This is a genomic window from Magnetococcales bacterium (assembly GCA_015228935.1).
Taxonomy (GTDB): Bacteria; Pseudomonadota; Magnetococcia; order Magnetococcales; family DC0425bin3; genus HA3dbin3.
Map to the genome: position 1 here is coordinate 54,306 of JADGCO010000007.1, position 21,736 is coordinate 76,041.

Here is a 21,736-nt window from a genome sequence, read left to right on the forward strand (position 1 = left end):
AATCAATATGCTGAAAATTTAAATGCCGTCTAAAATTTTTCAGAACATCAATTCAGCTTTTCAACCAGGCAATGGCACACCGGAGCTGAACCATCCGGATTTGGGCAGAAAGCGTTGTTCGATCCGTTGCCAGGTTTTTTCGCGCAGCAGGTGTTGGTAGAGGCCGTCGGTTTGGGGAGTGGCCAAATACAGCCCCACCACGACCAGATACATCAGGCCGGTGGCCAACCAATCCCGTGAATACAATTTCAGGGCTGACCCCAGGGAGTGTTGCATGCCCACCGGGTTGAACAGATTGAATCCATAAAGTTCATCCAGCAGGAGATGCACAAAAACCCCCATTCCGATGAATGTTCCCACCAGCCAGGCAGTCTGGCGGGGAATGCCATACAAACCCCACGCCAGCAAGACCGTCAGAAACGTGAAGAAAAAAAGCGCCGGCAGGGAGTGAAAAATTCCCCGATGCACGGTGGCCCGGGTAAAAAGACGCAAAACCCCATGGCGTACCAGAAGATATCCTCCCGACCACAAAACGAGCAGTTCCAGGACCGAATACCGACCGGCCTGACTGAACATGAGCAAAAAAGAAAAGCAGATTGCCAAGGCCGTAAAAGCCATGGCCAATGGGGTGGAGTTATCGGCATCCAGATCGGGCAGGAGTCCACCGATGGTGGCTGCTGCAAAACAGGCCAGAGTCTCTCCCCAACCAATCTCCCCAGCCACGAGCAACGCCGTCGCCGCCATCCCCCCTGCCACAGCGGCCACCGAAAAATGAACGCGAAAATTGGCCATCGTCACCCTTGTTGAGAATCCTGTCACGAATCGATATCGTGGCAAGATCGAATTTCATCTTGCCAATCAACCAGAAAAAATCTTGAGATGGAACAAGGCTGTCACAACATCCGCCAGGGCAATGCCGTACAGATAGACACATACCGCCGTGGCGGGTTGATTGCCCTGTTCCAGGAAGGCAGGATGGTTCAGGTCTCCAACCAGGGAAACCGGTGTACGATCAAAGGGAAACTCCTCTTGCAAAGAGCGGGAAAGCTGTGGCATATCGTCTGTAAACGACGGAAAACGTTGCCGAAATGAGGAACCCAGCAGATAACCTCCATCCTGGGCGATAAACAGGATCGGACCATGGATGGCATCGGTTTCGATCAAATGTTCTGCGGATCGGTTGTTGGTACAGGCGACGATGACGTTACAATTGGAAAAATCTCGTATCCCGTCCGCAACTTTCGCACATTCTGGAAAGAGCGCCGCATGTTTGTTGATATGTGTGGGACTGCCACGAATCAAAAATCGCTCGCATCCCCACAAGGTACGCAGGACCCATGCCGTCATCTGATTGATGCGTCCGGTGCCAATGAAACCAATGGTCAAATCACGACGCAGTCGGGGTGTACAGCGAAAATAGCGGTCCATGGCCAGCGCCGCCATCAAACCACAACGCAGGGCAGTAATGGTTTCAGCATCCTGATCGACCAGCAGCGCGAAGGATTTGTCGTACACCACAACCCGTCCTCCCAGGCGATGGGTACCTTCGTCCACAAAGACCAGCTTGCTGCCGAAGGTTCCATCGGACAGAACGGCCATCATCTGGTTCAGGTAGACAATCGGAACACCTTGCCCGTCAGCGTGCATGGTGAGACTTGTTTTCGGAGGATTGCGGTCCGGTGTTCTGATGGTGTACTCATGATCAAGCAAACGATACGCCGCTTCCAATGCTGCGGGCAACAGTGCTTTTGCCATGGCCGTCTTGATGTCACCTCACTTCAAAAAAAGCCTGTCAAAAGCTTTTTTGGCAGGCCCCATCCTCTGCCCTGTCACCTCCATCGGGCAAAAGAGGTATGTGCCTGATCGTCTTTGCCTGTCAAGCAACAATGCGCCCCTCAATCAATTTTATGATACGATCGGCTGCATAAAAATATCGATCTTCATGTGTCACTGCGATAATCTTCTTGCCCTTGCTGCGCAGAGCCGGAGGCAATACATCATAATAATACCTCCTGAAATTTTAATCCTGATCCACCGCCCATTCGTCGAATATATAGATTTCCTTCTGAGCCAGCATGGTTGCAACATAAGACAGACGTTTTCTCTGCCCCGTTGAAAGGTCTATGTGGGTAAACCGGCCATCGATAAAATTCGTATGGCGATCAAGATTCATTATTTTCAGCAAATGTCTGAGAGGCTGTCTAATAACTTGTTAATTTCCAAAACAAAAAAAACAAAACAAAAAAATAACAAATGAAAAACTGGGATGGAGGTCCAGGAGGAAGGGCTGTGCCCTTCCTCCAGAAAAATTTGAAATATAAACCGAATTTTTACTTCCCCCATTTGAGGATCTTCTCTGTTTCACCTCACATGGGTCAACAAAAATGGGCATCACTCATTTATTCGAGGATGAATGCCCAAAAATCAGAAAGCCTAGTTTACCTGAGCCAGGGATTGGGCACAGACGCGGAAAGTCAGGTACCGGCTGCAACCGGAGAAAAAAGAGAGGAGAGGAATGCGTTTCGCCCTGTATGGATAAACTGCGGGAAGTCCGCCAAAAAGACACCGATGCGTCAGTTTGCCTTGAGGAGAAAATACCCGGTAACTATTTTATTTACTGGTAGCGAGGGGGGGACTTGAACCCCCGACCTCCGGATTATGAATCCGTGCCAAAACTTTCTTATTGCCACAAAAAGCCTCTAAAAACGTCAATTTACCATACCCCTTTTATGGGTTATAGTGGCTGTTTGTGGCATTATGGCGCTATAAAATGGACACAATGTGGACATCCCAAACCAACAGAGAATACCCAAAATCAGCGATACACCACTCCCCGATGGGCAATCTTGACCACCAGAATCAACAACTGATCATCCTCAATGGCGTACAGAACCCGATAATCTCCGACTCGGATGCGCCATACGTTGGGCATGTTTTCCAACTTCAAAGATCCCGATGGCCTGGGATTGGATTCCAAACTGACTATCTTCCGGACGATACGACTGCGCACCTTTGGGTCCAATTTGCGGACCTGCTTCAGGGCAATGTTGTCCCAGATCACAGAGTAAGTCATGAAAACTCTTCCCTGGTCAACCCACACTCTTTCAATACGTCGTCCATGGTGACAACGTTTTCAGGGTTCTGACGGTAGGCATCCAATGCCTTGCGTGCATCTTCCATATCCTGTCGGTCTTCCCACGCTTCAAGATAGTGGCTCAAGGCATCCTCGACCAACTCTTTTGGGGCCTTCCCAGTTTGGTCAGACATGAAAAGCAGTTCCTTCTCCAACTCCTGTGACAACTCAAATGTTCCCATATGGAACCTCCCTGTTAGATAGCAACTCAGCCTTGTCTTATTATGCATAACTCCATCAAGGTGGTCAATATCAATATTTTCGATGGCGTAGTTTATCGAGTTGCATCCCCTTTTTTGCCGTAGGCAAAAAAAATCAACTAAATCCTTGTGGGTAACCACCAAAAAGGACTTGCAGACACGCACCAACTTTATAGGCGGTTATCCACAAGCACTTGGTGCCTGTTGCTGTTGCTGTTTTTTGCTTTTTAGAAATCTTTTTTGAAATTTTGCGGCTTGTGGACTAACCGCTTTAGCGGTTATCCACATGCTGTTTCAGAACGTGCATCAAATTTGGATGCTTTTTCTGTGGATAACTGCAAGCTCGGATTTGCAGGCACGAACTTACTATATGCGGTTATCCATAGAAAAAGATCGTGGCTTGTGGATAACGCATCCCGGTGTGGGGAGACAATCAGAACTGGACTGAGAGAAAATAACAAAAAAACAAAAAAATCCGGGATTATCAGGGACTTTACGGGATTATGAGGGATCGCAGTCCAGCTTGAGATGTTTATCAAAAATGGACAAAACAGCGCAAAAAATGGTCTTTTTTACACCAAAAGCTGGACAGGAATGATCAGAAAATTATCCGGTTTGGTCAGTCCCTGAATCGTAAGAAATCCTCGTTACATGAGTCAATTACGGAATTTCTGATGGCTCTGGTCTGAGGCTTGGAAAGCGTTCAAGTTCCAGGTCCGAACTTGAACCTGCATGCGTAATCATCCTTGCAACTTTATAACATACTGATAAACAACAGAGTATTAAAATTTAGGTGAAAAATCCACCCGTCCGAACTTGAACCAAACTTGAACGTCAGAAACCCATCGAAAATTTATGGGCATTAGGAAGACGAATCAACCGGGTTTGTATCACCAAAAGCTGGAGAAGACCCCCAGTCCATAGGCGCGGTTCTGGAGGTGTACCGTCCAACTCCGCACCCACGATCCACCTACGAGTAGTGTACGCCAGCGGAAAAAAGATGTGAACGAAGAAAGTCTATACCGTAATTCTGTATGAAATTTCATTAAACTGAAATTTCTGGTAGGTTTTATATTTCCTCCCTGCTTCTAAAATACTCTTCTTTCTTCCTTTTTCTCTCAACACCATCCTCTTTAATTTTCTTAACAAGGTCCTCGGACATATTATAATTTTCGATCAACCCAACTTCTTGTTCTTCGTTTTCATACAGGTACATATCTGAGAAAGGGTCTGAAGGATCTGCGCCATTCATCAATAGTTCAACAAGTTTGTTTGCTTCATCACGTGCCACATCTCTAAAAACGTCCATATCATAAAGAAATTCAGATATTCTATTATATATTATTGCTGAAAAAAACGCTAATTCAGCGTCAAGAACTATTCTGTATCCTTTTTTATCTATTGCATAAGTTAGCATGCCACATATAAAAAACATGTCTCTTGGATATATTACAGTCTGTTTTTTATTTGAATTTTTTGGTTTCTGATAACGGAACCCTTCGCCAGATAACAACCATGCAGGGTTTATATTAAATTTACTCATAAGGGATTCAATGACTTCTTTTGAAAGAGATCTCTTTCCACGCTCATAATACTGGTAAGCCCTTAAAGAAGTACTGATTGTCTCGGCAAATCCTTTCTGAGAATAATCAAGACTCTTTCGAATCTGTTTAAGGCGATTCCCTATATCAGTATTGTTATCCATTAATTTAGCTTTCCGGCTGTATTCATAGATTATCGCAGAACGATCTTAGACACGTTCCACACAATTTTTCTATCACTTTCTCAGCCGCATTCCATAGCCGTTTCACGGCCTCTTTTCCGACACTGACCAACTACCTTCCTTGGGACGGCTTTCCAGGAGTCGAATTTCTCGGTGAAGACAGCCGTATTCCATTCAACATCCTTTCCTGGTTATGGAAGTTTTGACCACGTTTTTCCCCTCAACCCTTAACCAACCTGCACTGCACATTCAGATCGTACACCTATGTAGCATTGTTGCAAAACTAGCGTTTGGTCATCATAGCACCGTTCTTAATTTTTTGAAATGGTGTTTTTTCGCTTGACATGCGCACGATTGTGCGTTTTTATCCAATACGCACAATCGTGCGGATTATTCACCCAAACGAGAGGTCGAAGCCAAATGCATGCCTCCTCCAATACTCCTTCTAATCGCGAACTTTATCTCCAAATTCGTGCTGCCTTCGTGGCACAAGGGACATCCCTTTCCGCTTGGTGCCGCACCAACAACGTTATACGGCAAAACGTTATCTCTGCTTTAACAGGAGCTTGGAAAGGCCCAAAAGGACGTGCCATTAGATCCCGCATCATCGAAGACTCTGGAGTCTAAAAACATGCTGATCAAAAGCACTCAACATAGGGAAATCTTACCTTCACACATATGCATTCTGCAAGAGCAGGTTACAAGCTTGTTTGGGAAGGGGTGAATAATGTTACCCTTCTTCACCCATCCAATGGTCAAGGAGTGGTTCACCCCCAGGGATGCTGCCGGTCTTACTGGGTTACCAGAGACCCCTCAAGGAATGTCCCGCTGGATAAAAAGAGAAAAACCTAAAACCCGTCTCCGTGAAGGTCGTGGGGGAGGAGTTGAAATCCACGTCTCCTCATTCCCCTGGGAAACCAGGGAGTTCCTTGCCCGTCAAATCCTGGAACAAGACCTTGAACCGCTACCGGAAAGCACAGAAACCCTGCCGGAAACCCTCCCTGCCACGGGGCAAGCCCCGGCCCCCACCAAACTCCTCGACATTGCCGACTGGCAGCGGAAAAAAATGGGGGCACGCAAGGCCATCCTGCTCAAGCTGGCACAGATGGAAGCGACCATGGGCATTGGCCCGGCCATCAACGAACTGATCCGGCTGGCAAGGGAAAAGGCACTCCCGGAAAATTTGCAAGTCCTGATTCCGGTGGCCAACGGTTCAAATGCCTCGGGAAAACACACCCTTTCCAGATCCACCCTTTTTGTATGGCGGAAAGCCGCCCTGGAAGGCAACACCGCGATTGCTCCCAAACCCAGACCGGAGAAAAAGACCTATCTCGCATGGTCGGCGGAACTGCTCAAGCGATATCGTCACCCTTCCCGTCCCACCCTGAGCGCAGTCCTGCGCGATATGAAAGATGATGGTTTCCAACCGGTTCCAACCTACAGGCAGGCACATTTTTATCTGCAAACCAAGGTGGGAGCCATAGAGAGACTGCGGGGCCGTCTCAGCCCGAAGGAACTCAAGGCCAAACTGCCTTTCGTCCGACGGGATACCTCCAATCTGGTCCCGACCATGATTTACAACCTCGATGGGCACACATGGTGTTCCCTGGTGGCTCATCCCAATACCGGCAAGCCCTTCTCACCCGAGGTGACATCGGCCATCGATGTGGCCACCCGCCGGTTGGTGGGATTTTCCACAGGTGTTTCAGAATCTTCCGAAGTGGTGATCGATGCCCTCATCAACGCCGTCCAGACAGGCGGCGTGATGGCCGTTCTGCAAATGGACAGCGGCAGCGGCAACAAAAACACGATGATGGAAGATGCCGTCGCCGGCATCCAACCCCGGATCGGCTTTGAAATCTATCGGGCTGCCCCCGGCAACAGCCAGGGGGGTGGCATCATCGAGCGTTACCACCAGACCCTGGTGGAAGCCGCCAAGAAGATGCCCACCTTCGTTGGCAAAAGGGACACCCACCCCGAATTGCGTCGGGAGGTTGGGAAAAAACTCGGTGCTGGAAAACTCCAACTCCCAACCATGGCGGATCTGGTTGCTCTCATTCAGAAAACCATTAAGGATTACAACAACAGACCCCACCGGGAACTGCCCAAGATTCGGGATCATGTCACAGGGTCCATGCGTCATCAGACTCCCAACGAAGCGTGGCAACAACACGTCGATGAGGGATGCGAGTTCATCACCCTGGATGATGATGAATTGGTTCAGGAGTTCCGCCCCGAAAAAGTTTGCACCGTGCGCCGTGGAGAGGTCCTGCTCTTCGGTCTGCTCTATTTTTCCAAACATCTCAATGATTTCAACGATCAGGAGGTTCGGGTCAAATACGACATCCGTGACGGTGCGAAGGTATGGATCAGCACCATGGCCAACAAGCCCATCTGCGAGGCGATGCGCAACGCCAACCACAAACCTTACCTCGGAAGTGTGCTGGATGTCGGCGTTGAAAAACGCCTGCAATCCAAGATCAGACGGCTCGATGCCAAGAAGGAAAAGGCCATAGCCGAGTCCAAAAAGACCCTGGAATTGGCAGCCCAACCACCAAGCCAGGAAATCGTCGAGATTTCCAACCAGCAGTTGAAAAAGATGGGAGTTCTGGAACCTCTGCCGGAACTGGAGCCGATCCGGTTGGAAAACAACGTGATCCGTCCCAATTTCAAGGGAACCACGGCTGAAGCGGATTGGGGAAGGTGGGTTCTGAACAACTTTGACCAAGTGCCACAGACCGACCGGGCAAGGTTTTTTGAAGAGGCAAAAAACTGGAACTTCAGGACGCTTGTGGGGGTGACCGAGGAGGAGATCAAGAACCTGAAATCAAGGAAGATTCCCGACAGTCAACCCGCACAAGCGCTGAAGAGTGCAACTGGCTGACGTTAGCGCGTCAACCAGTTCAGATACATCCAAACCAGAGGGGTCAATTCTACACCATGCACACCAAGTTTTCAATCACATCGAACGTCCGAAACTTTCTGGCTGCCGTGAATGCGGTAGAGAAACGAGGCGCAGAGGAGGCCTGCCTGATGGTGGTGGATGGCCTTCCCGGCCTTGGCAAGTCGCGCACCCTCAAATGGTGGGCTGTCCACAATGGCGCTTTGCGCATCGAGGCGCAACCGAGATGGACGGTGGCCTGGATGCTTCGGGAGATGCTGGAAAAACTGGATCCGAAGATCAAACCGTTCCGGAGCATGGAACGCCTGACCAAACAGGTCTTTGAAGCCCTGGCCAAGCGGCACCGGGAAATGGCGGCCCGGGGAAGTTCCTTCGGGGTGGTGATCGACGAAGCGGAACCGGTGGTGCGCGACAAGGAGATGATCGAGACGTTGCGTCTGGCTCTCTCCGACCGGCTTGAAATTCCATTCATTCTTGCCGGGATGGACGAGATCCGCAGCGACCTGATCCGGGTGACACCCCAGGCGGCCAGCCGGGTGAGCCAATACCTCGAGTTCCACCCGGCCACCCTGGAGGACACAGTTCTGCTGACCAGGGATCTTTGTGAAGTGGAAGTCCGGGATGATCTGGTGGCCTTTCTGCACAAGGCATCCGCCGGATTCGTCCGGGAAATCAAGGAGGGACTGAAATCCATCGAGCGGTTCGGCAAAAACAATCCTGGCCCGGTCGGGATTGCGGAGATGGATGATCACCATCTTTTGAACGACCGCAAGACCGGCAAATCCATCCTGGTGAAGAGTCAGAAATGAGCGGCAACGGCTTTGTTCAGGAAAGCATTTTACGGGCCTTGAAACCTGAGAAGGTCACCACGTCAAAGCAGCTTGCCATCTCCACGGGCTTTTCTTCCCGTCAGGTTGCCAGGGGAACGGAAAGGCTGGTCAAGCGTGACCTGATCATCCGGGTCGATACGGGACGTTTTCTTTTATCCGGGAATGGATCCTTGTTCCAGACCAAAGGGAAAGAAATCCGTTCCGGTTCAAATGTATCCAAAAAACGCAACCGCAGCATAGGGCTGCGTGAACGATGAATCTCGAAAAATATGACGAACTCCGAGGAATCGGGTGGGAGTGGCAGTCCATGGATGGTTCTCTGGTTCAAACTCCGGTTCGGGAAAAAAAATCTGGCCGAGGAAGGGTTGGGTCGCAACCCAACGGACCGAGGCCGTAGTGGTTGCAAATTGCACCTGCATGTCGATCAGGACGGGATTCCGTTGGGAATTGAGTTGGTTGGAGCCAATGTGCATGACAGCCGTTTGATTGGATCCACATTGAATCTCATGGCAATTGATCGTCCGATCCCGACTCAGGACCAGCCACAGAACTTATGCTCGGACAAAGGGTATGACTACGCCAGGGTTGATCGGAAGATGATCATCCATGGGTATCAACCCCATATCCGACGGATTGGAGAGGAAAAGTTGGATGTAAACCAGGAGAAAAAACACCCCGCTGCCATCATCATTTTTCGGAAATGTCGGGCAAAGCAGTGATTAAGCAATATTTATGCCGGATGTCCTCTAAAATGTACGTGGCAAACCGGGCCAGATCATCAAAACAACCGAGACTCTGGCCGGCCAGACGCAGGTTTATGATAAACTCAAGATAAAAATTCGTTTGGCAAAAACCCGGGAATGGCGACAAACTTTGTGGATATTTCAGTTGACTTATTGTCTGATCGGCATCAGACTTCCGCAAGGGAGTGGGGGGGGATATCTTCTCAGCGGATGGTGGGTCTTACGTTGTGATACCGATGCGCATAAATTTATTCCTTTTGAATGCTACGGGAGCATGGGTTGCGCTGGTTGCGCTGCTGGTGTTGGTTGGTTTTGAACTGGCCAAAATCGGTCGGTTCTGGTCACCGGAACCAATTCTGCCAATAGCCTCACGCGCATCTGCACCCGGGAAGCAAATCGCAGAACAGGATTCTGATGCACTGTTGGCATCAGTGGTGCAAAGCTTGCGTCTTTTCAATCCTTGGGAAAATCCTCCAATTGTAGAAAACAAGCCTTCTCCAGCACAGGAATCCAGGAAGGTCGCAGTGGCAGCGAATTCGGAATTGAGTTTAATTGGAGTCATGGCTCTGTCGCGGAGATCATGGGCGGTGATGACCCGTAAATCTGCACCCAATGATCAGATTGTCCTGCAGGTTGGCGAAAAAGTGGGTGATGCAACGCTAAAAAGAATTGATCGGCATACTGTATATTTCGACAACCAGGGACGATTGGAACGAATCGACATGCTGAATGATGCCAGACCGGGAGACCTTCCTGGATCTCCTCCGGGAGATGTCATTCATGCCGACTCCTTGACGGCCAGCCAATCCATCGCACGTGTGGATTATGAAGCCATGCTTGCCAAGGGAATGAGATTGTTGACGGGTGTCAGAATCACCCCTTATTACCAGAATGGTAATTTATCTGGTTATCAGATCGTCTTCCCGGGCAGCAAATCGGAGTTTCAAAAAATGGGCCTGGCCAGCAATGACGTGATCCAACAGGTCCATGGGATACCCGTGACAGATGCATCCCAAATGACGCAATTGACCGGCAAACTGAAAGATCAATCTTCTGTGCGTATTGATCTATTGCGTGAGAGCCGGACGCTGACCATTGAGCTGAATGTTGAAAATTGAAGAGTTGGCCGCAGTGGAATTTTTGGCTCTTGAGTATCGATTTGTGCAACCTGGAATGGGCAAATGATGTCCTCGCTTTTTCTTGTTCTTATCCTGTTTTGCATGCATGTGGCCGAGGCGAACCCTGGTGTCGGGGGGATACAACCCGTTACATCTGTCAAAGGCAACACTCCTGTTCCGGGGGGTCGGGTCACCCTGGATTTTCATGGCGTGGAACTGGCACAGGTTGTACGTTTGTTGGCCGAGATGACAGGGAAAAACTATGTGTTGGACCCTCAGGTAAAAGGTAAAGTTACGGTTGTCACTCCTGCTGCGGTTACTGTGGATGAAGCGGAACAAATCTTCGAATCCATTCTGAGCGTTCATGAATTGTCCGTCGTGGAACGTGATGGTGCCTTTAAAATCGTACCATTAAAATCGAGCGTCGTTGAGGGAAGAACCCCGGTTTTTCAGAAAGGTTTGGTCCCTGGAAAAGAGGAAACCGTACTGAGTCGTCTGATCCGCTTGAAACATGTGGATGCCAACTCACTGGCCACCACCTTGAAACCTCTCTTGCATTCCTGGGGCTCCTTGACAGTACACACACCAACCAATGCCCTGATTGTGACCGACGCAACAGTCACCACCAATAAGGTGATTACCCTGATCGAGGCCATGGACGTGCCTGTGGAAATGGCTGAACGTCGTTTGTTTTCATTGCGTTATGCCAATGTGGCAATGGTCGAAAAACTGGTCAATGCCATATTTGCCGACTTCAACAGTCGGCGTCGGAAAGAGGATCATGGCGTCAAGCTGTTCAGTGATGCCCGTACCAATACCCTGGTGGTCGTGTCGGCTGCCGAGCAAATACAGGAAGTAGAGGACCTGGTTGCAGGCTTGGATCATCCAGTTGTCGCCACTCCCGGGCATTTGCATCTTTATCATCCCAGAAACATCGAGGCCGAAAATATTGCCAAGGTGCTGACCAGTCTGATTGGTACAACAGGTGTAGATAAAAGTGGGGGCGACGATCTCAAACCTCTGGAGCTGATGCGCTCCGTAAAGATTGCCAGTGAGAAGTCAACCAACACCCTGGTGATAGCAGCCACGGCGGAGGATTATCAGACTCTGTTACCCATTATCCAGGGATTGGATATGCGGCGGCTTCAGGTGCATGTGGAGGCCTTGATCATTGAGGTGTCTGCGGAGCGTGCTGCCGAGTTTGGCGTGGAATGGCGTTTCGGTAATGCGCCGACACCGGGGTCGAATGCGCTCACTGGATTCAGTGGCTCCTCCTTTGGCAATTCCGTCACAAATCCCTTGGACCTCGGAAGTGGCATGGCCGTTGGGTTGATGCACGGCACTCTGCAATGGGGAACCAATGTCGTGCCGAACATTCCAGCATTGATTCGGGCATTCCAATCGGAAGGAGATATCAATATTCTGGCCACGCCCAATATTGTGACCATGGATGGGGTGGAATCCGAGATCGTGGTCGGGCAAAACATCCCTATTGTCTCCGGAACCACGACATCGACAGCCGTTGCAGCAACAGCGACTCCGGGAGTCATATCACAGGCTGTGGAACGCAAGGATGTTGGTTTGACCTTGCGGGTCACACCACGGGTGATTGAAGACGAATGGCTGGAAATGAAAATCTTCCAGGAACAGTCCAGCGTGACCCCGGCCAGTATCAAGCAGTTGGATGCCGGAACCATGGGAAGCGGGGTGGTGACCAACAAACGTTCCATCAAGACGACCGTCAATTTGAAAAATGGCCAGACCGTCGTGCTGGGGGGATTGATCAAAGAAGAACAAAGTGAGCAGGTGGGAATGGTTCCCTGTCTTGGCGGTATTTCCGGAATAGGCGAATTGTTCAAAAAGACCAGTCGTTCAAAAAACAAATCCAACCTGATGGTATTCATTCGTCCCATAATCACCAAACGGTTCGATGATCTGGTGCAAATTTCCCGGGAAAAATATCGTTCCAGTCAGGAAACATGGGGGATGGAAAACACCAGAGGATCACGGTTGATTCCACCATTGAAACCCCAACCATTGGCGGATTTGCCGCCGGTACCGGTTCCGGTTCCGGTACCTTTACCGTTACAGACAAACCCTCCCCCGCTTGCGATAAATCCCAATGCGCATCAACCTGTTGCGCCGGAACAAGCCATCGGCAACGCATCCGCTCCAGGAGTCGAGCAACATAACTCCAGGCAACTGAAGTCCGAATGAAACCCATGGGATCACGACCGGAACGGCTCAACCCAACCCTTGCCAGGTCGCTCACATTCGCTACGGCCAAACGAGCGCTTTTTCTGCCTGCCTGGAAAACCAACGAAGGACGGCTTGAAGTTTGGGTTACCGAGCAGACCGATCCCTACATGTTTGATCAATACCGTATGGGAACAACGGAACCTGTCTGGCCAATTCAGGTGTCCAGGGAACAGCTCCTGGAGGCTTTGCATCAGGTTCATCAGGAACACGGTATGGGTGTGGAAAATGTCCTGGAGGATTTGCCACCCTCCATATTGGCAACCCAATTGGCTGAAAAGCCCGACCTGTTGGATGCCGATGATGATGCCCCCATGATTCAACTGGTCAATTCTCTCATTGTCCAGGCTTTGCGCAATCGGGCGTCTGACATTCACATCGAACCCTTCGAAGACAGAATCATTGTACGATTCCGGGTGGATGGAATGTTGCATGAAGCACTCCGTCCACCCAAACCAGTCCAGGCCCCCTTCATGTCCCGCATCAAAGTGATGGCCGGTCTGAACATTGCCGAAAAGCGTTTGCCCCAGGATGGAGCCATGCGGGTGCAGGTTGCCAATCAGGATGTGGATGTCCGGGTTTCGGTATTGCCGAGCAACTACGGCGAACGCCTGGTACTGCGTCTGCTGGAAAAACAAGAGACAAGGACCAGTCTGCTGGAGCTGGGGTTGACCGAAAGCCAATTGGCCTGGATGAAGGTCCGGATGACGGCGAGTCACGGAATCCTTTTGGTCACGGGACCCACAGGGAGTGGCAAAAGCACGACTCTTTATTCCGTGCTTTCTGCAATCAATACTTCAGAAAAAAACATCATCACCATCGAAGATCCAATTGAATATTCTCTGGTCGGTGTTGGACAGATTCAGGTTTCTCCAAAAATTGGTCTTACTTTTGCGGCTGGATTACGGTCCATTCTCCGGCAAGACCCGGATGTCATCATGGTGGGTGAGATTCGGGATCTCGAAACCGCTGAAATAGCCATCCAGGCCAGCTTGACCGGACATTTGGTTTTATCCACACTCCATACCATTGACAGTGTGGGTGCGGTCGTGCGTCTGGTCAACATGGGCATCGAGCCTTTTCTGGTCAGCTCCTCGGTGGATGGCGTGGTGGCACAACGTCTGGTGCGCAAATTGTGTGAACAATGCAAGGAAAGGTTCACCCCGGCACCCGAATTGTTGCGGAAAGAGGGAATACCGATCACCATGTCGGATCATTCCGTTTTCTTTCGACCCAAAGGATGTCAGTTCTGCATGGGAACAGGTTATCATGGAAGAACTGCCGTGTTTGAAATGTTGACCATGAGCAGTACGATCAGGGCCATGATTGATCGTCGTACTTCGGATCAGGAATTGCGCCAGGTGGCCTGTGAGGAGAACATGGTCTCTCTGCGCAAAGCCGGTCTGGTGAAAGCTGCACACGGCATCACGAGTCTGGAAGAGGTGTTCCGGGTAACTCAGGAACGTAACGAGGTGATATAATGGCTGTCTTCCGTTATGCAGGGATGCGGGCCAGAGGCGGAAGGAAGGTCAAAGGTCTGTTGGATGCGGATTCAGAACGGGATGCACGGCGCTTATTGAAACAACAAGAAATATATCCAACTGTTTTGGAAAGATTGGCATCCGTTGTCGCAGCCAGGAAGAAAAAGCGTTGGAACCCGTGGGTCCGTGACTATCAGCCACCCATGCGCGAACGGATTGTGTTTACCCGGCAAATGGCTGGTTTGCTGGCAGCCGGATTTCCTGTCACAGAGGTATTGAGTAGTATCGAAAATCAGATTCGAGCGGGTCGTTTTCGCGAAGTGGTTGCCAGTATGCGCAATGCCGTGAATGAAGGCCAATCCTTGTCAGAGGCTTTGGGGCAACATGCGCGGATTTTTCCACCGGTTTATGTCAGTTTGGTCCGGGCTGGCGAACGGGGTGGTGGTGGAGTACTGGATCGTGTGTTTGAACGTTTGGCCATTGTCATGGAGGAAGAACGCCGCATCAAAAGTCGTTTGTCGAGTGCCATGATTTATCCAGGAATCATGGCGGTGGTGGGGGGTGTGATCCTGTTTTTTCTGATTGCTGTCGTTGTTCCCAAAGTGATGATTGTATTTAAAGAATCCCGGCAGGTGTTGCCCATGGTGACACGCACCTTGTTGGCAATCAGTCAGTTTGTGCGTGAGTGGGGAGTACTGACTGCTGTCGGTTTCGCAGGTGTGGGGGGGATCTTGACCTGGTGGGCAGGGTCTGGCTCGAACCGCTCCAAAATAGAATATTTATTTTGGAAAATGCCATTTCTGGGAAATTTTTTATCCAAGCTGGCAACCATGCGGGTGTGCCAACTGCTGGGTTTGTTATTGCGCAGTGGCGTGCCCATGTTGAGCAGTTTGCAAGTGACAGCAGATGCGACTGGCTTTACCATCACACGCACAGGTATCCTGGATGTGGCCCACTCTGTGGAACGAGGCGATTCCCTGGCCGATGCCATGCGTCGGACAGGTTGTTTTCAAGACCTGGCCATTCGCATGATCCAGGCTGGTGAACAGTCCGGAAATTTGGAGTCCATGTTGGATCGGGCAGCCGCGTTGTATCGAGAGGAAATTGAGCACACCCTGGAGCGATTGATGCTTCTGGTGGAACCGGTGATTATCCTGGTCATGGGTGGTGTGGTGGGGTATGTGGTCGTGGCCGTGTTGTTGCCCATCTTTGAGATGAATCAATTTGTCAAGTAAGGATGTGTCCATAAATAACTCGAACAAAACAGTCTCCATTGGCACAGAGCAGCAGCTTGTTTGAGCGGTTGAAATATCCAACTTGCTTATGGACAGTTCCCAAGCCTTGCTGGAATATATATGTTTTCTAGCATGCACTATGAGATGCACTGTGAGATGCACTGTGATAGGTTCAGGATGGCTGCGCTTATGAATCAAAAATCAAGAAAGAGTGCGTCTCATCTGGTGACTGGATTGCTGTTTGTTCTGAATTTGCTGATTATTGGGGTTGCCTGGCCGAAAAATGCAGGTGGGGCGGATTTATATGCACCAGAGGAGGTGTTTGCCTATGCCCGTGAGCTTGAAAAGCAGGGCGATCACGGACGGGCAGCGACGGAATTTGGTCGCTATGTCTCGTTTGCCCGTCGCGTACCAAAAAATGCCCCGCATCTTCCGCAGTTGGAAGAGGCCATGTATCGGCTGGCAGTCAACCTGTCCCAGGCCGGGGAGCTGGATGCAGCGTTGCGAGCCTTTGCCAGTTTGGGGGAGGCTTTTCCCCAGAGCCGCCATATTCCTCAGGCATTATTGCGTATGGGGCTGATTTATGAACAAGGTAAAGATGTCGAGGAGTCGAAGCGGCGCTATCAAAAACTGGTGGCCATGGACCCGGACTCTGAGTGGGCGGCACTGGCTTCATTGCGTTTGGCGTGGTTATCCTTGGAACAACCGGGTGAAGATGCGATTGCCCGCCAGTATTTGCAGGCAGTGACCCATGCCAGATATGTCAAAAATGCCCAAAGTATGTTGCAGGAGATGGATGCACTTCCCCTTTTACCCTACAAAGATTCCTGGGTAGCCGGATCCTTGAGTGCCTTGTTGCCCGGTGCAGGTCACCTGTATCTGGAACGTCCCAGGGATGCTGGTTTTGCGTTTTTGTCCAATGGATTGCTGGTGGCTGGAACGTACCAAGCCTTTTCCAGGGGAATTTCCGGTTTGGGTGCGGCCCTGGCCATGGTGGAGTTGGGCTGGTATTCGGGAACGGTTTTCAGTGCGGTCAGCCTGACTCACAGGCACAACCAGAAGTTGCGTCATGATTATTTAAATCTTACAGGTTCCCTCCTGCAGGCGGACAGCCAGGCAGTTGGCGTGGAAATGACGTGGCGGTATTAGGGTTTAGTTGAGTCGCCCTGGCGGCGTTTTCCATGGACAACCCGTTACAGCAAGCCGATTTCAAAATAGAGAATGATACCTGCGGTATCCTTGTCAGCGCGTTTGATTTCACCACGAATGATGCGTACCTGGGGCGTGGATTCCAAGCGGTACAAAAACCGGATGGCGGTTTCCATGGAAATGGCCTTGAGGCTCAGGTTGGCTTTTTCCCGGAAAGCATTTGCCTCGGAATGATTGCCAGGCACAGGGGAGATTTGTTGAATTTTATCGGTCAACTGGAATGCTGCCGTTTCTCTTTCCAGCCAGGTCAGCAGAGAAACAATCGTGTCGGTCTCCGGGATGCTTTTCCGGACCTTGCCGATATGGTGGCTGGGTTTCAATTGTGCGGCCAGCGTGGTGACTTCGTGGTGTATGGTTTCCTGTGCCTTGGCCTTGGCTTCCCAGCCTTTGGCTGTACGATCAATCCAGGATATCCCCTGCACAGCCGAGAGTACCGCCAAACATACCAGAGTTGCCACCAACAGAAGAGGTTTATGGGCCTCATCCATCATGATATTCATAATACTCTCAAACGAAAGCGGACGACCTTTGTTTCGGGGAGGATACGCGCTTCATCCGTGCGTATTTCCCTTCCCCCGGAAACCTGAAGCAAGGCGGAGCGCACCCGGTCGAGGTGTTTGTACGAAGGGACCTCACCTGTCAACTGGATATCCTCAGGTTCGTAGCGCAGTTGCAACCATTTTACCTGGGTTTCGGCAGGAATAGAGGTTTGGATGGTGCTGACCCAACTTCCCAGACTAAGTTGTTCTTTTCTGGTCGCCTGGATTTGTCTCAGGGCCTGCCTCAACTGCAACAGGGGTTCCACAACCGGAACCTGGGGCAAAGCCTCATGGAAAACCATTTCTGTTTCGGCTTTGAGTCTGTTGTAGCGGTTTTTGGCCTGTGTCAAGTGCAGGAACTCCTGGATACCCCACGCCAGGAACAGGACCGCAGCCAGGGTAACCACTTTTTGCCAAGGTTGCAACCATGTTTGCCACGCGACATCTCCTGTACCATGGAGAAAATCCAGCAACCGAAAGTGATCTCTCCGGGCTGCTGCCAGAGCCAGACCTGCTGGACGCACCCATTCCCAACCCGGCAGACCCTGGCCAAGCACGTCCAGACCTGGAACCTCATAAGTGCCAATCCCTTTTGCTTCCCACAAGGATTGCCAACAGGCACGGGTCTTACCCAGAGCAATCACCTTGAAATAAGTTGATTTATCTGGCAGTCGGGCGATAAGATCGGTTGCCAGCCAAGCCAGTTCTTCCAAAACGGCGTTTTCACCCTGGGTCACCGTAGCGGGAGCAACCAGACGCAACTCCTGCAACAAACCATCCTTGACCCAATAAATGGAGGCTGGTTGTGCGGTGGCGTCCACGATCAAAATCCATGTTTGGGATGTCAACATTCCAGCCGCCTCCAGCAAGGGCCATGCACCCAGTTCGGCCATGACCACGCCTACCGGTTTGATCTCCGTTGCAGACAAGCCGAGCAGGAGGTCGTCAATTTTCTTTTGTTCACACAGGGCAAAAATGACCGACGAACCTTGCTCAACCAGTTCCCACTGCATTGCATAACATGGATTTTCAAATGGGTAGATAAGCGTGTCCATGGCTTCTTGAGGCAATACGGCCCAAATTTGATCACGATGGGTAAATGGCAGCACGGTCTTGCGCAACGCCATGTCAGTTGCCGAGAGTGCTGCAATAACCCTCTGTTTTTTGCCGTTGTTGAGCGTCACGTCACACTTGAATACCCGTGTCTCGTGATCAACCAGACACACTTGGAGCTGTTTTTCCGCACCCTGGACGATGCCCCATGCAGTCTTGAATTTCATCCGTTCCATCTCGTTTTGGTGATTGTCACCTGAGTGCGATTGCGAACCATCCAGACTGTCAGGATGCCGTGGCTCGAATTGACCCGGGACCGTATGTGCGCGACATGGCAGTGACTGGTGACGGTGAGCAGGCTGGCCATTTCGGGGGCAAGTATCACACCAACTGCACCAAGATTCGTCAACTGCATGATTGGTGTTGCTTTCCGTATTTCCTCAACATGTTGCCAATTCTGGTCAGGAGCGAGCGGTTCCAGGGTTTTGCTGGAGGCCGTATTGATATTCAAGCGACTGTTGGTGCAGTTTTCATTGACGGTGACAAATTGTTGCAATTTCTGCAAGACGACTGTATTCCAACCTTTGATCTGTAGCAATTCTTCCATGGCCTGCAATGGTGGTTTGGCGATCATGGGCGGAGAGTTGCCGGTTGGTGGTTTCTGTTCCTCCGTGGTCAGATCGATGGGACCAAGCCGCTCAGTGAGACTTTCCAATAATTCTAAAGAAATCCCCTCTCTTTCGAATAATCTTGTCAAGACGGTGCGTAATTCAGTATTGATTTGGCCGTTCGGCTTTTTTACGGCATTGAGATTCCAACGTCGGGCGGTGTCTTCCAACAAGGCTTCCACCGTATCATTTTCAGTACCGGTCAGGGAAATGGATTTGGCCCATTCTTCATTCAAATGGTCTACTGCACGGTCTTGAGAGCCATCCTTGACCAGAATCTGCATCACCTTGTCCAGCATGGATTCGGCACGACGGTGAGCGATTTCAAGGTCAAGTTCTTGTTGGACCTGCCGCAGGTGAAATCTCTGTGATTCCATTCCGGTGTAGACGAGGGGTATCAGCAGGGCCATGGCGGCGAGCGTTACCAGCAATACCATGCCTGCCTGGCTGGAGGACTTCATGGAGGGTTGGGCAATATGTTGCATCATCATGATGTCAGGGGTGTGGTACCTGGCGCACTCCAGTTGGTGGTTGCAAACTTTTGACAAGATGCCACTCTCCCATATTTTGCCAATCGAAACGCCAGCGAATGGCACTCCAGGGGAGTTGTGTGGATTCTCCAAACAGGTGCCACTCCTTGGTATCGAACAGGGCATACTCCACGTGACCCAGATCTTGATCAATCCGCAATGTCAACATGGCATTTTCCCGGTTGCTTCCCATGGGCTGTACCAGTCGTTCCCAAACCAGGCCAGTTTTGGTCGTATTTTCTTTCCATCGGTAGATGACCTCAACCTGCAAACCCAATCTCCAGTCCGGAATGATGTCTCCTGTACAGCGCAGGATTAATGTTTCCTTGTCCACCGGGACAATTCGGGCTGGTTCTTCCAGGACGTTTCGGGTTGGTGATTCCTTGATCAGGTGTTCCAGATCCTTGTTCAGGATACGGCGCAGGTGGATCCAGGCATGGAGTGTTTCCGCCCTCTGTTCCAGAATCTGGAGTTTGATGACACTTCTGTTGATGACCTGATAAACACCGGATAAAAGAAACGCTGTGATGGTCAAGGCGACGAGCGCCTCCAGCAAAGTGAAGCCGGTTATTCCGGTTTTGAACGGGGCGTCCAAAGCAGCGTTTCCTCAAACAGGGGCGTGATGCCTGACCCCACTTGAATACGAACCTCATATCCTTTGCCATCGTCAGTTGGGGTGATTTGCCTGACCCAGGAGAGCAATCGTCCGCCCATTTCTTCTGCACCGATCAGATGTTGGGGATCTGGGGGTAAGCCTTCCGCACGGAATATCTCCAGAAGATTGCTGGCCAATTGGGCAGCCGCCAATCGTTCTTCAAGATGGTATTGCGTATTCGATAACTGCTTTTGAATGGCCCCGATGCCGACAAAAACCATGCCAATCAAGGCCATGGCGACCAGGACCTCCAGCAGGGTGAAACCATCTTGCCTCTTGGCTGTCATTTCCATCCCAACTGGCCAGCTTCCAGGCGGGGTTTGCTCCATTCCGGGCGGTATGAAACCGTGAATCCGATGGTTGCGTCATGGTCAACAAACTGAACCATGATGGGCTTTTCGGGACCAAAGCGGGAGAAACGCACGATTATTTCATTCAGGTCTGGCAGGTCAGTCATATCCGGCTGCCATGCCATTCTGCCCACGGCAGGATCCAGAACACCTGACTGCAGCAAGGGATCATCGACCGGGACAAACCGGTCATTCAGGCGTTGTTCACAAAAGTACATGTTGCGACTCAAATCCAGTCGCAAACGGTATTCCGACAAGCCAAAGGAACCTTGATCACGCAACCAGATCAAGACCTGACGAAAACGGTTGGCCGCAGAGCGCAGGGACTCTTGTTGATCGGAACCCAGGTGCGGAACGACCAGCCCCATCAGGATGGTGACCAGAAACAGGGTGACCATGACCTCCAGCAGAGAAAACCCGTCGGTCACCGACCTTTGTTTCATGGTACCTGGCCTGGTTTCCAGGAGACGATATCGGCTGCATCACCCTCGCCGCCCGGCATACCATCGTTGCCCATGGAAAGCAAATCATAGCTGCCATGTAAACCGGGAGACAAATAGACGTAGGGATTGCCCCAGGGGTCCACCGGCATCACGGCCAAATACCCTTCCTGACGCCAGCGACGGGGCACGGGTTCTGTTTCTGGTTTGACCACCAAGGCCTTCAATGTCTGTTCGGTGGTGGGATATTGTTTGTTGTCCAGCCGGTAAAGATCCAGGGCTTGGCCAATGGATTGAATGTCCAGAACGGCCTTGGTATGGCGTGCCTCGTCCGGGCGACTCATGATCTTGGGGATGATCAAGGTGGCCATAATGCCCAGAATGACCACCACCACCATGATTTCGATCAGAGTGAAACCGTTTGACCCGGTTTTGGAAGGGTATTGGCAAGCATGCTTCATCATGGGTTTCCGAAATGGTGATTGAAAAGCCAGAAATCGTTCGCATCCAGTGTGTCTGGAATCCGCAACGCGCCATCCTGCAGACGTATCCGGTCACGGCGTTCGATTTCAGTACTAATCCTTGCATTGGATAGCCGACATATGGTATACTCCATGGCATGAACACTACCGATACCGATGGGCGCAAACTGAGCCACAAAACGCTGGAAG

22 protein-coding genes are annotated in these 21,736 nt (G+C 50.9%); 10 read left to right on the forward strand and 12 right to left on the reverse strand.

Annotated elements, in window-relative coordinates:
* Positions 1–60 precede the first annotated feature (60 nt).
* Together HQL65_03685 and HQL65_03690 are read right to left on the reverse strand one after the other, a co-directional pair.
* On the reverse strand, positions 61–798 hold the full coding sequence (locus HQL65_03685; protein ID MBF0135315.1) for a metal-dependent hydrolase: 738 nt from the start codon (positions 796–798) through the stop codon (positions 61–63).
* Positions 799–858: 60 nt separating this feature from the next.
* Positions 859–1,755: a hypothetical protein gene (locus HQL65_03690; protein ID MBF0135316.1), complete on the reverse strand. Its 897-nt coding sequence runs from the start codon at positions 1,753–1,755 to the stop codon at positions 859–861.
* 498 nt (positions 1,756–2,253) lie between these two features.
* Here HQL65_03690 and HQL65_03695 point away from each other — a divergent pair, with 498 nt between their 5' ends.
* Positions 2,254–2,640, forward strand: coding sequence for a hypothetical protein (locus tag HQL65_03695; protein ID MBF0135317.1), 387 nt, complete (start codon positions 2,254–2,256; stop codon positions 2,638–2,640).
* Between the two features lie 175 nt (positions 2,641–2,815).
* Here HQL65_03695 and HQL65_03700 read toward each other — a convergent pair whose 3' ends face one another.
* From HQL65_03700 to HQL65_03710, 3 genes are all read right to left on the reverse strand, one after another.
* Positions 2,816–3,073: a type II toxin-antitoxin system RelE/ParE family toxin gene (locus HQL65_03700; GenBank protein MBF0135318.1), complete on the reverse strand. Its 258-nt coding sequence runs from the start codon at positions 3,071–3,073 to the stop codon at positions 2,816–2,818.
* A complete protein-coding gene (locus HQL65_03705) occupies positions 3,070–3,267 on the reverse strand; it encodes a hypothetical protein (protein MBF0135319.1) in 198 nt (65 codons plus the stop codon). The genes HQL65_03700 and HQL65_03705 overlap by 4 nt, the downstream gene beginning before the upstream one ends.
* A gap of 1,135 nt (positions 3,268–4,402) precedes the next feature.
* Entirely contained in the window at positions 4,403–5,038 is a 636-nt protein-coding gene (locus HQL65_03710; GenBank protein MBF0135320.1) for a helix-turn-helix transcriptional regulator, read from the reverse strand.
* Between the two features lie 745 nt (positions 5,039–5,783).
* Here HQL65_03710 and HQL65_03715 point away from each other — a divergent pair.
* The 9 genes from HQL65_03715 (at position 5,784) to HQL65_03755 (ending at position 16,770) form a co-directional block, all read left to right on the forward strand.
* Complete coding sequence (locus tag HQL65_03715) at positions 5,784–7,940, forward strand: transposase (protein MBF0135321.1); 2,157 nt, start codon at positions 5,784–5,786, stop codon at positions 7,938–7,940.
* A 56-nt stretch (positions 7,941–7,996) separates the two neighbouring features.
* A complete protein-coding gene (locus HQL65_03720) occupies positions 7,997–8,767 on the forward strand; it encodes an ATP-binding protein (protein ID MBF0135322.1) in 771 nt (256 codons plus the stop codon).
* A complete protein-coding gene (locus HQL65_03725; GenBank protein MBF0135323.1) occupies positions 8,764–9,045 on the forward strand; it encodes a hypothetical protein in 282 nt (93 codons plus the stop codon). The genes HQL65_03720 and HQL65_03725 overlap by 4 nt, the downstream gene beginning before the upstream one ends.
* 12 nt (positions 9,046–9,057) lie before the next feature.
* Positions 9,058–9,507: a transposase gene (locus tag HQL65_03730; GenBank protein MBF0135324.1), complete on the forward strand. Its 450-nt coding sequence runs from the start codon at positions 9,058–9,060 to the stop codon at positions 9,505–9,507.
* Between the two features lie 251 nt (positions 9,508–9,758).
* Positions 9,759–10,649, forward strand: a complete 891-nt coding sequence (locus tag HQL65_03735; protein ID MBF0135325.1) for a hypothetical protein — start codon at positions 9,759–9,761, stop codon at positions 10,647–10,649.
* Between the two features lie 63 nt (positions 10,650–10,712).
* Positions 10,713–12,866: a type II secretion system secretin GspD gene (gspD, locus tag HQL65_03740; GenBank protein ID MBF0135326.1), complete on the forward strand. Its 2,154-nt coding sequence runs from the start codon at positions 10,713–10,715 to the stop codon at positions 12,864–12,866.
* Complete coding sequence (gspE, locus tag HQL65_03745) at positions 12,863–14,386, forward strand: type II secretion system ATPase GspE (GenBank protein MBF0135327.1); 1,524 nt, start codon at positions 12,863–12,865, stop codon at positions 14,384–14,386. Before gspD ends, gspE begins: the two co-directional genes overlap by 4 nt.
* Positions 14,386–15,621 (forward strand): type II secretion system F family protein, encoded by a 1,236-nt coding sequence (locus HQL65_03750; GenBank protein MBF0135328.1) that lies wholly within the window; start codon positions 14,386–14,388, stop codon positions 15,619–15,621. The genes gspE and HQL65_03750 overlap by 1 nt, the downstream gene beginning before the upstream one ends.
* Before the next feature lie 189 nt (positions 15,622–15,810).
* Positions 15,811–16,770 (forward strand): tetratricopeptide repeat protein, encoded by a 960-nt coding sequence (locus HQL65_03755; GenBank protein ID MBF0135329.1) that lies wholly within the window; start codon positions 15,811–15,813, stop codon positions 16,768–16,770.
* A gap of 44 nt (positions 16,771–16,814) precedes the next feature.
* Here the strand turns inward: HQL65_03755 and HQL65_03760 are convergent, their stop codons facing one another.
* The 7 genes from HQL65_03760 to gspG are packed head-to-tail and all read right to left on the reverse strand — an operon-like array spanning position 16,815 to position 21,529.
* Positions 16,815–17,330 carry a hypothetical protein gene (locus HQL65_03760; GenBank protein ID MBF0135330.1) on the reverse strand — a complete coding sequence of 172 codons (516 nt, stop codon included), beginning with the start codon at positions 17,328–17,330 and terminating at the stop codon, positions 16,815–16,817.
* Complete coding sequence (locus tag HQL65_03765) at positions 17,327–18,649, reverse strand: hypothetical protein (protein ID MBF0135331.1); 1,323 nt, start codon at positions 18,647–18,649, stop codon at positions 17,327–17,329. The genes HQL65_03760 and HQL65_03765 overlap by 4 nt, the downstream gene beginning before the upstream one ends.
* A complete protein-coding gene (locus HQL65_03770; protein MBF0135332.1) occupies positions 18,646–19,638 on the reverse strand; it encodes a general secretion pathway protein GspK in 993 nt (330 codons plus the stop codon). Before HQL65_03770 ends, HQL65_03765 begins: the two co-directional genes overlap by 4 nt.
* Positions 19,586–20,215: a prepilin-type N-terminal cleavage/methylation domain-containing protein gene (locus HQL65_03775; protein ID MBF0135333.1), complete on the reverse strand. Its 630-nt coding sequence runs from the start codon at positions 20,213–20,215 to the stop codon at positions 19,586–19,588. The genes HQL65_03770 and HQL65_03775 overlap by 53 nt, the downstream gene beginning before the upstream one ends.
* Complete coding sequence (gene gspI, locus HQL65_03780; protein ID MBF0135334.1) at positions 20,188–20,562, reverse strand: type II secretion system minor pseudopilin GspI; 375 nt, start codon at positions 20,560–20,562, stop codon at positions 20,188–20,190. The genes HQL65_03775 and gspI overlap by 28 nt, the downstream gene beginning before the upstream one ends.
* Positions 20,559–21,068: a prepilin-type N-terminal cleavage/methylation domain-containing protein gene (locus HQL65_03785; protein ID MBF0135335.1), complete on the reverse strand. Its 510-nt coding sequence runs from the start codon at positions 21,066–21,068 to the stop codon at positions 20,559–20,561. Before HQL65_03785 ends, gspI begins: the two co-directional genes overlap by 4 nt.
* On the reverse strand, positions 21,065–21,529 hold the full coding sequence (gene gspG, locus HQL65_03790; protein MBF0135336.1) for a type II secretion system major pseudopilin GspG: 465 nt from the start codon (positions 21,527–21,529) through the stop codon (positions 21,065–21,067). The genes HQL65_03785 and gspG overlap by 4 nt, the downstream gene beginning before the upstream one ends.
* Between the last annotated feature and the right edge of the window lie 207 nt (positions 21,530–21,736).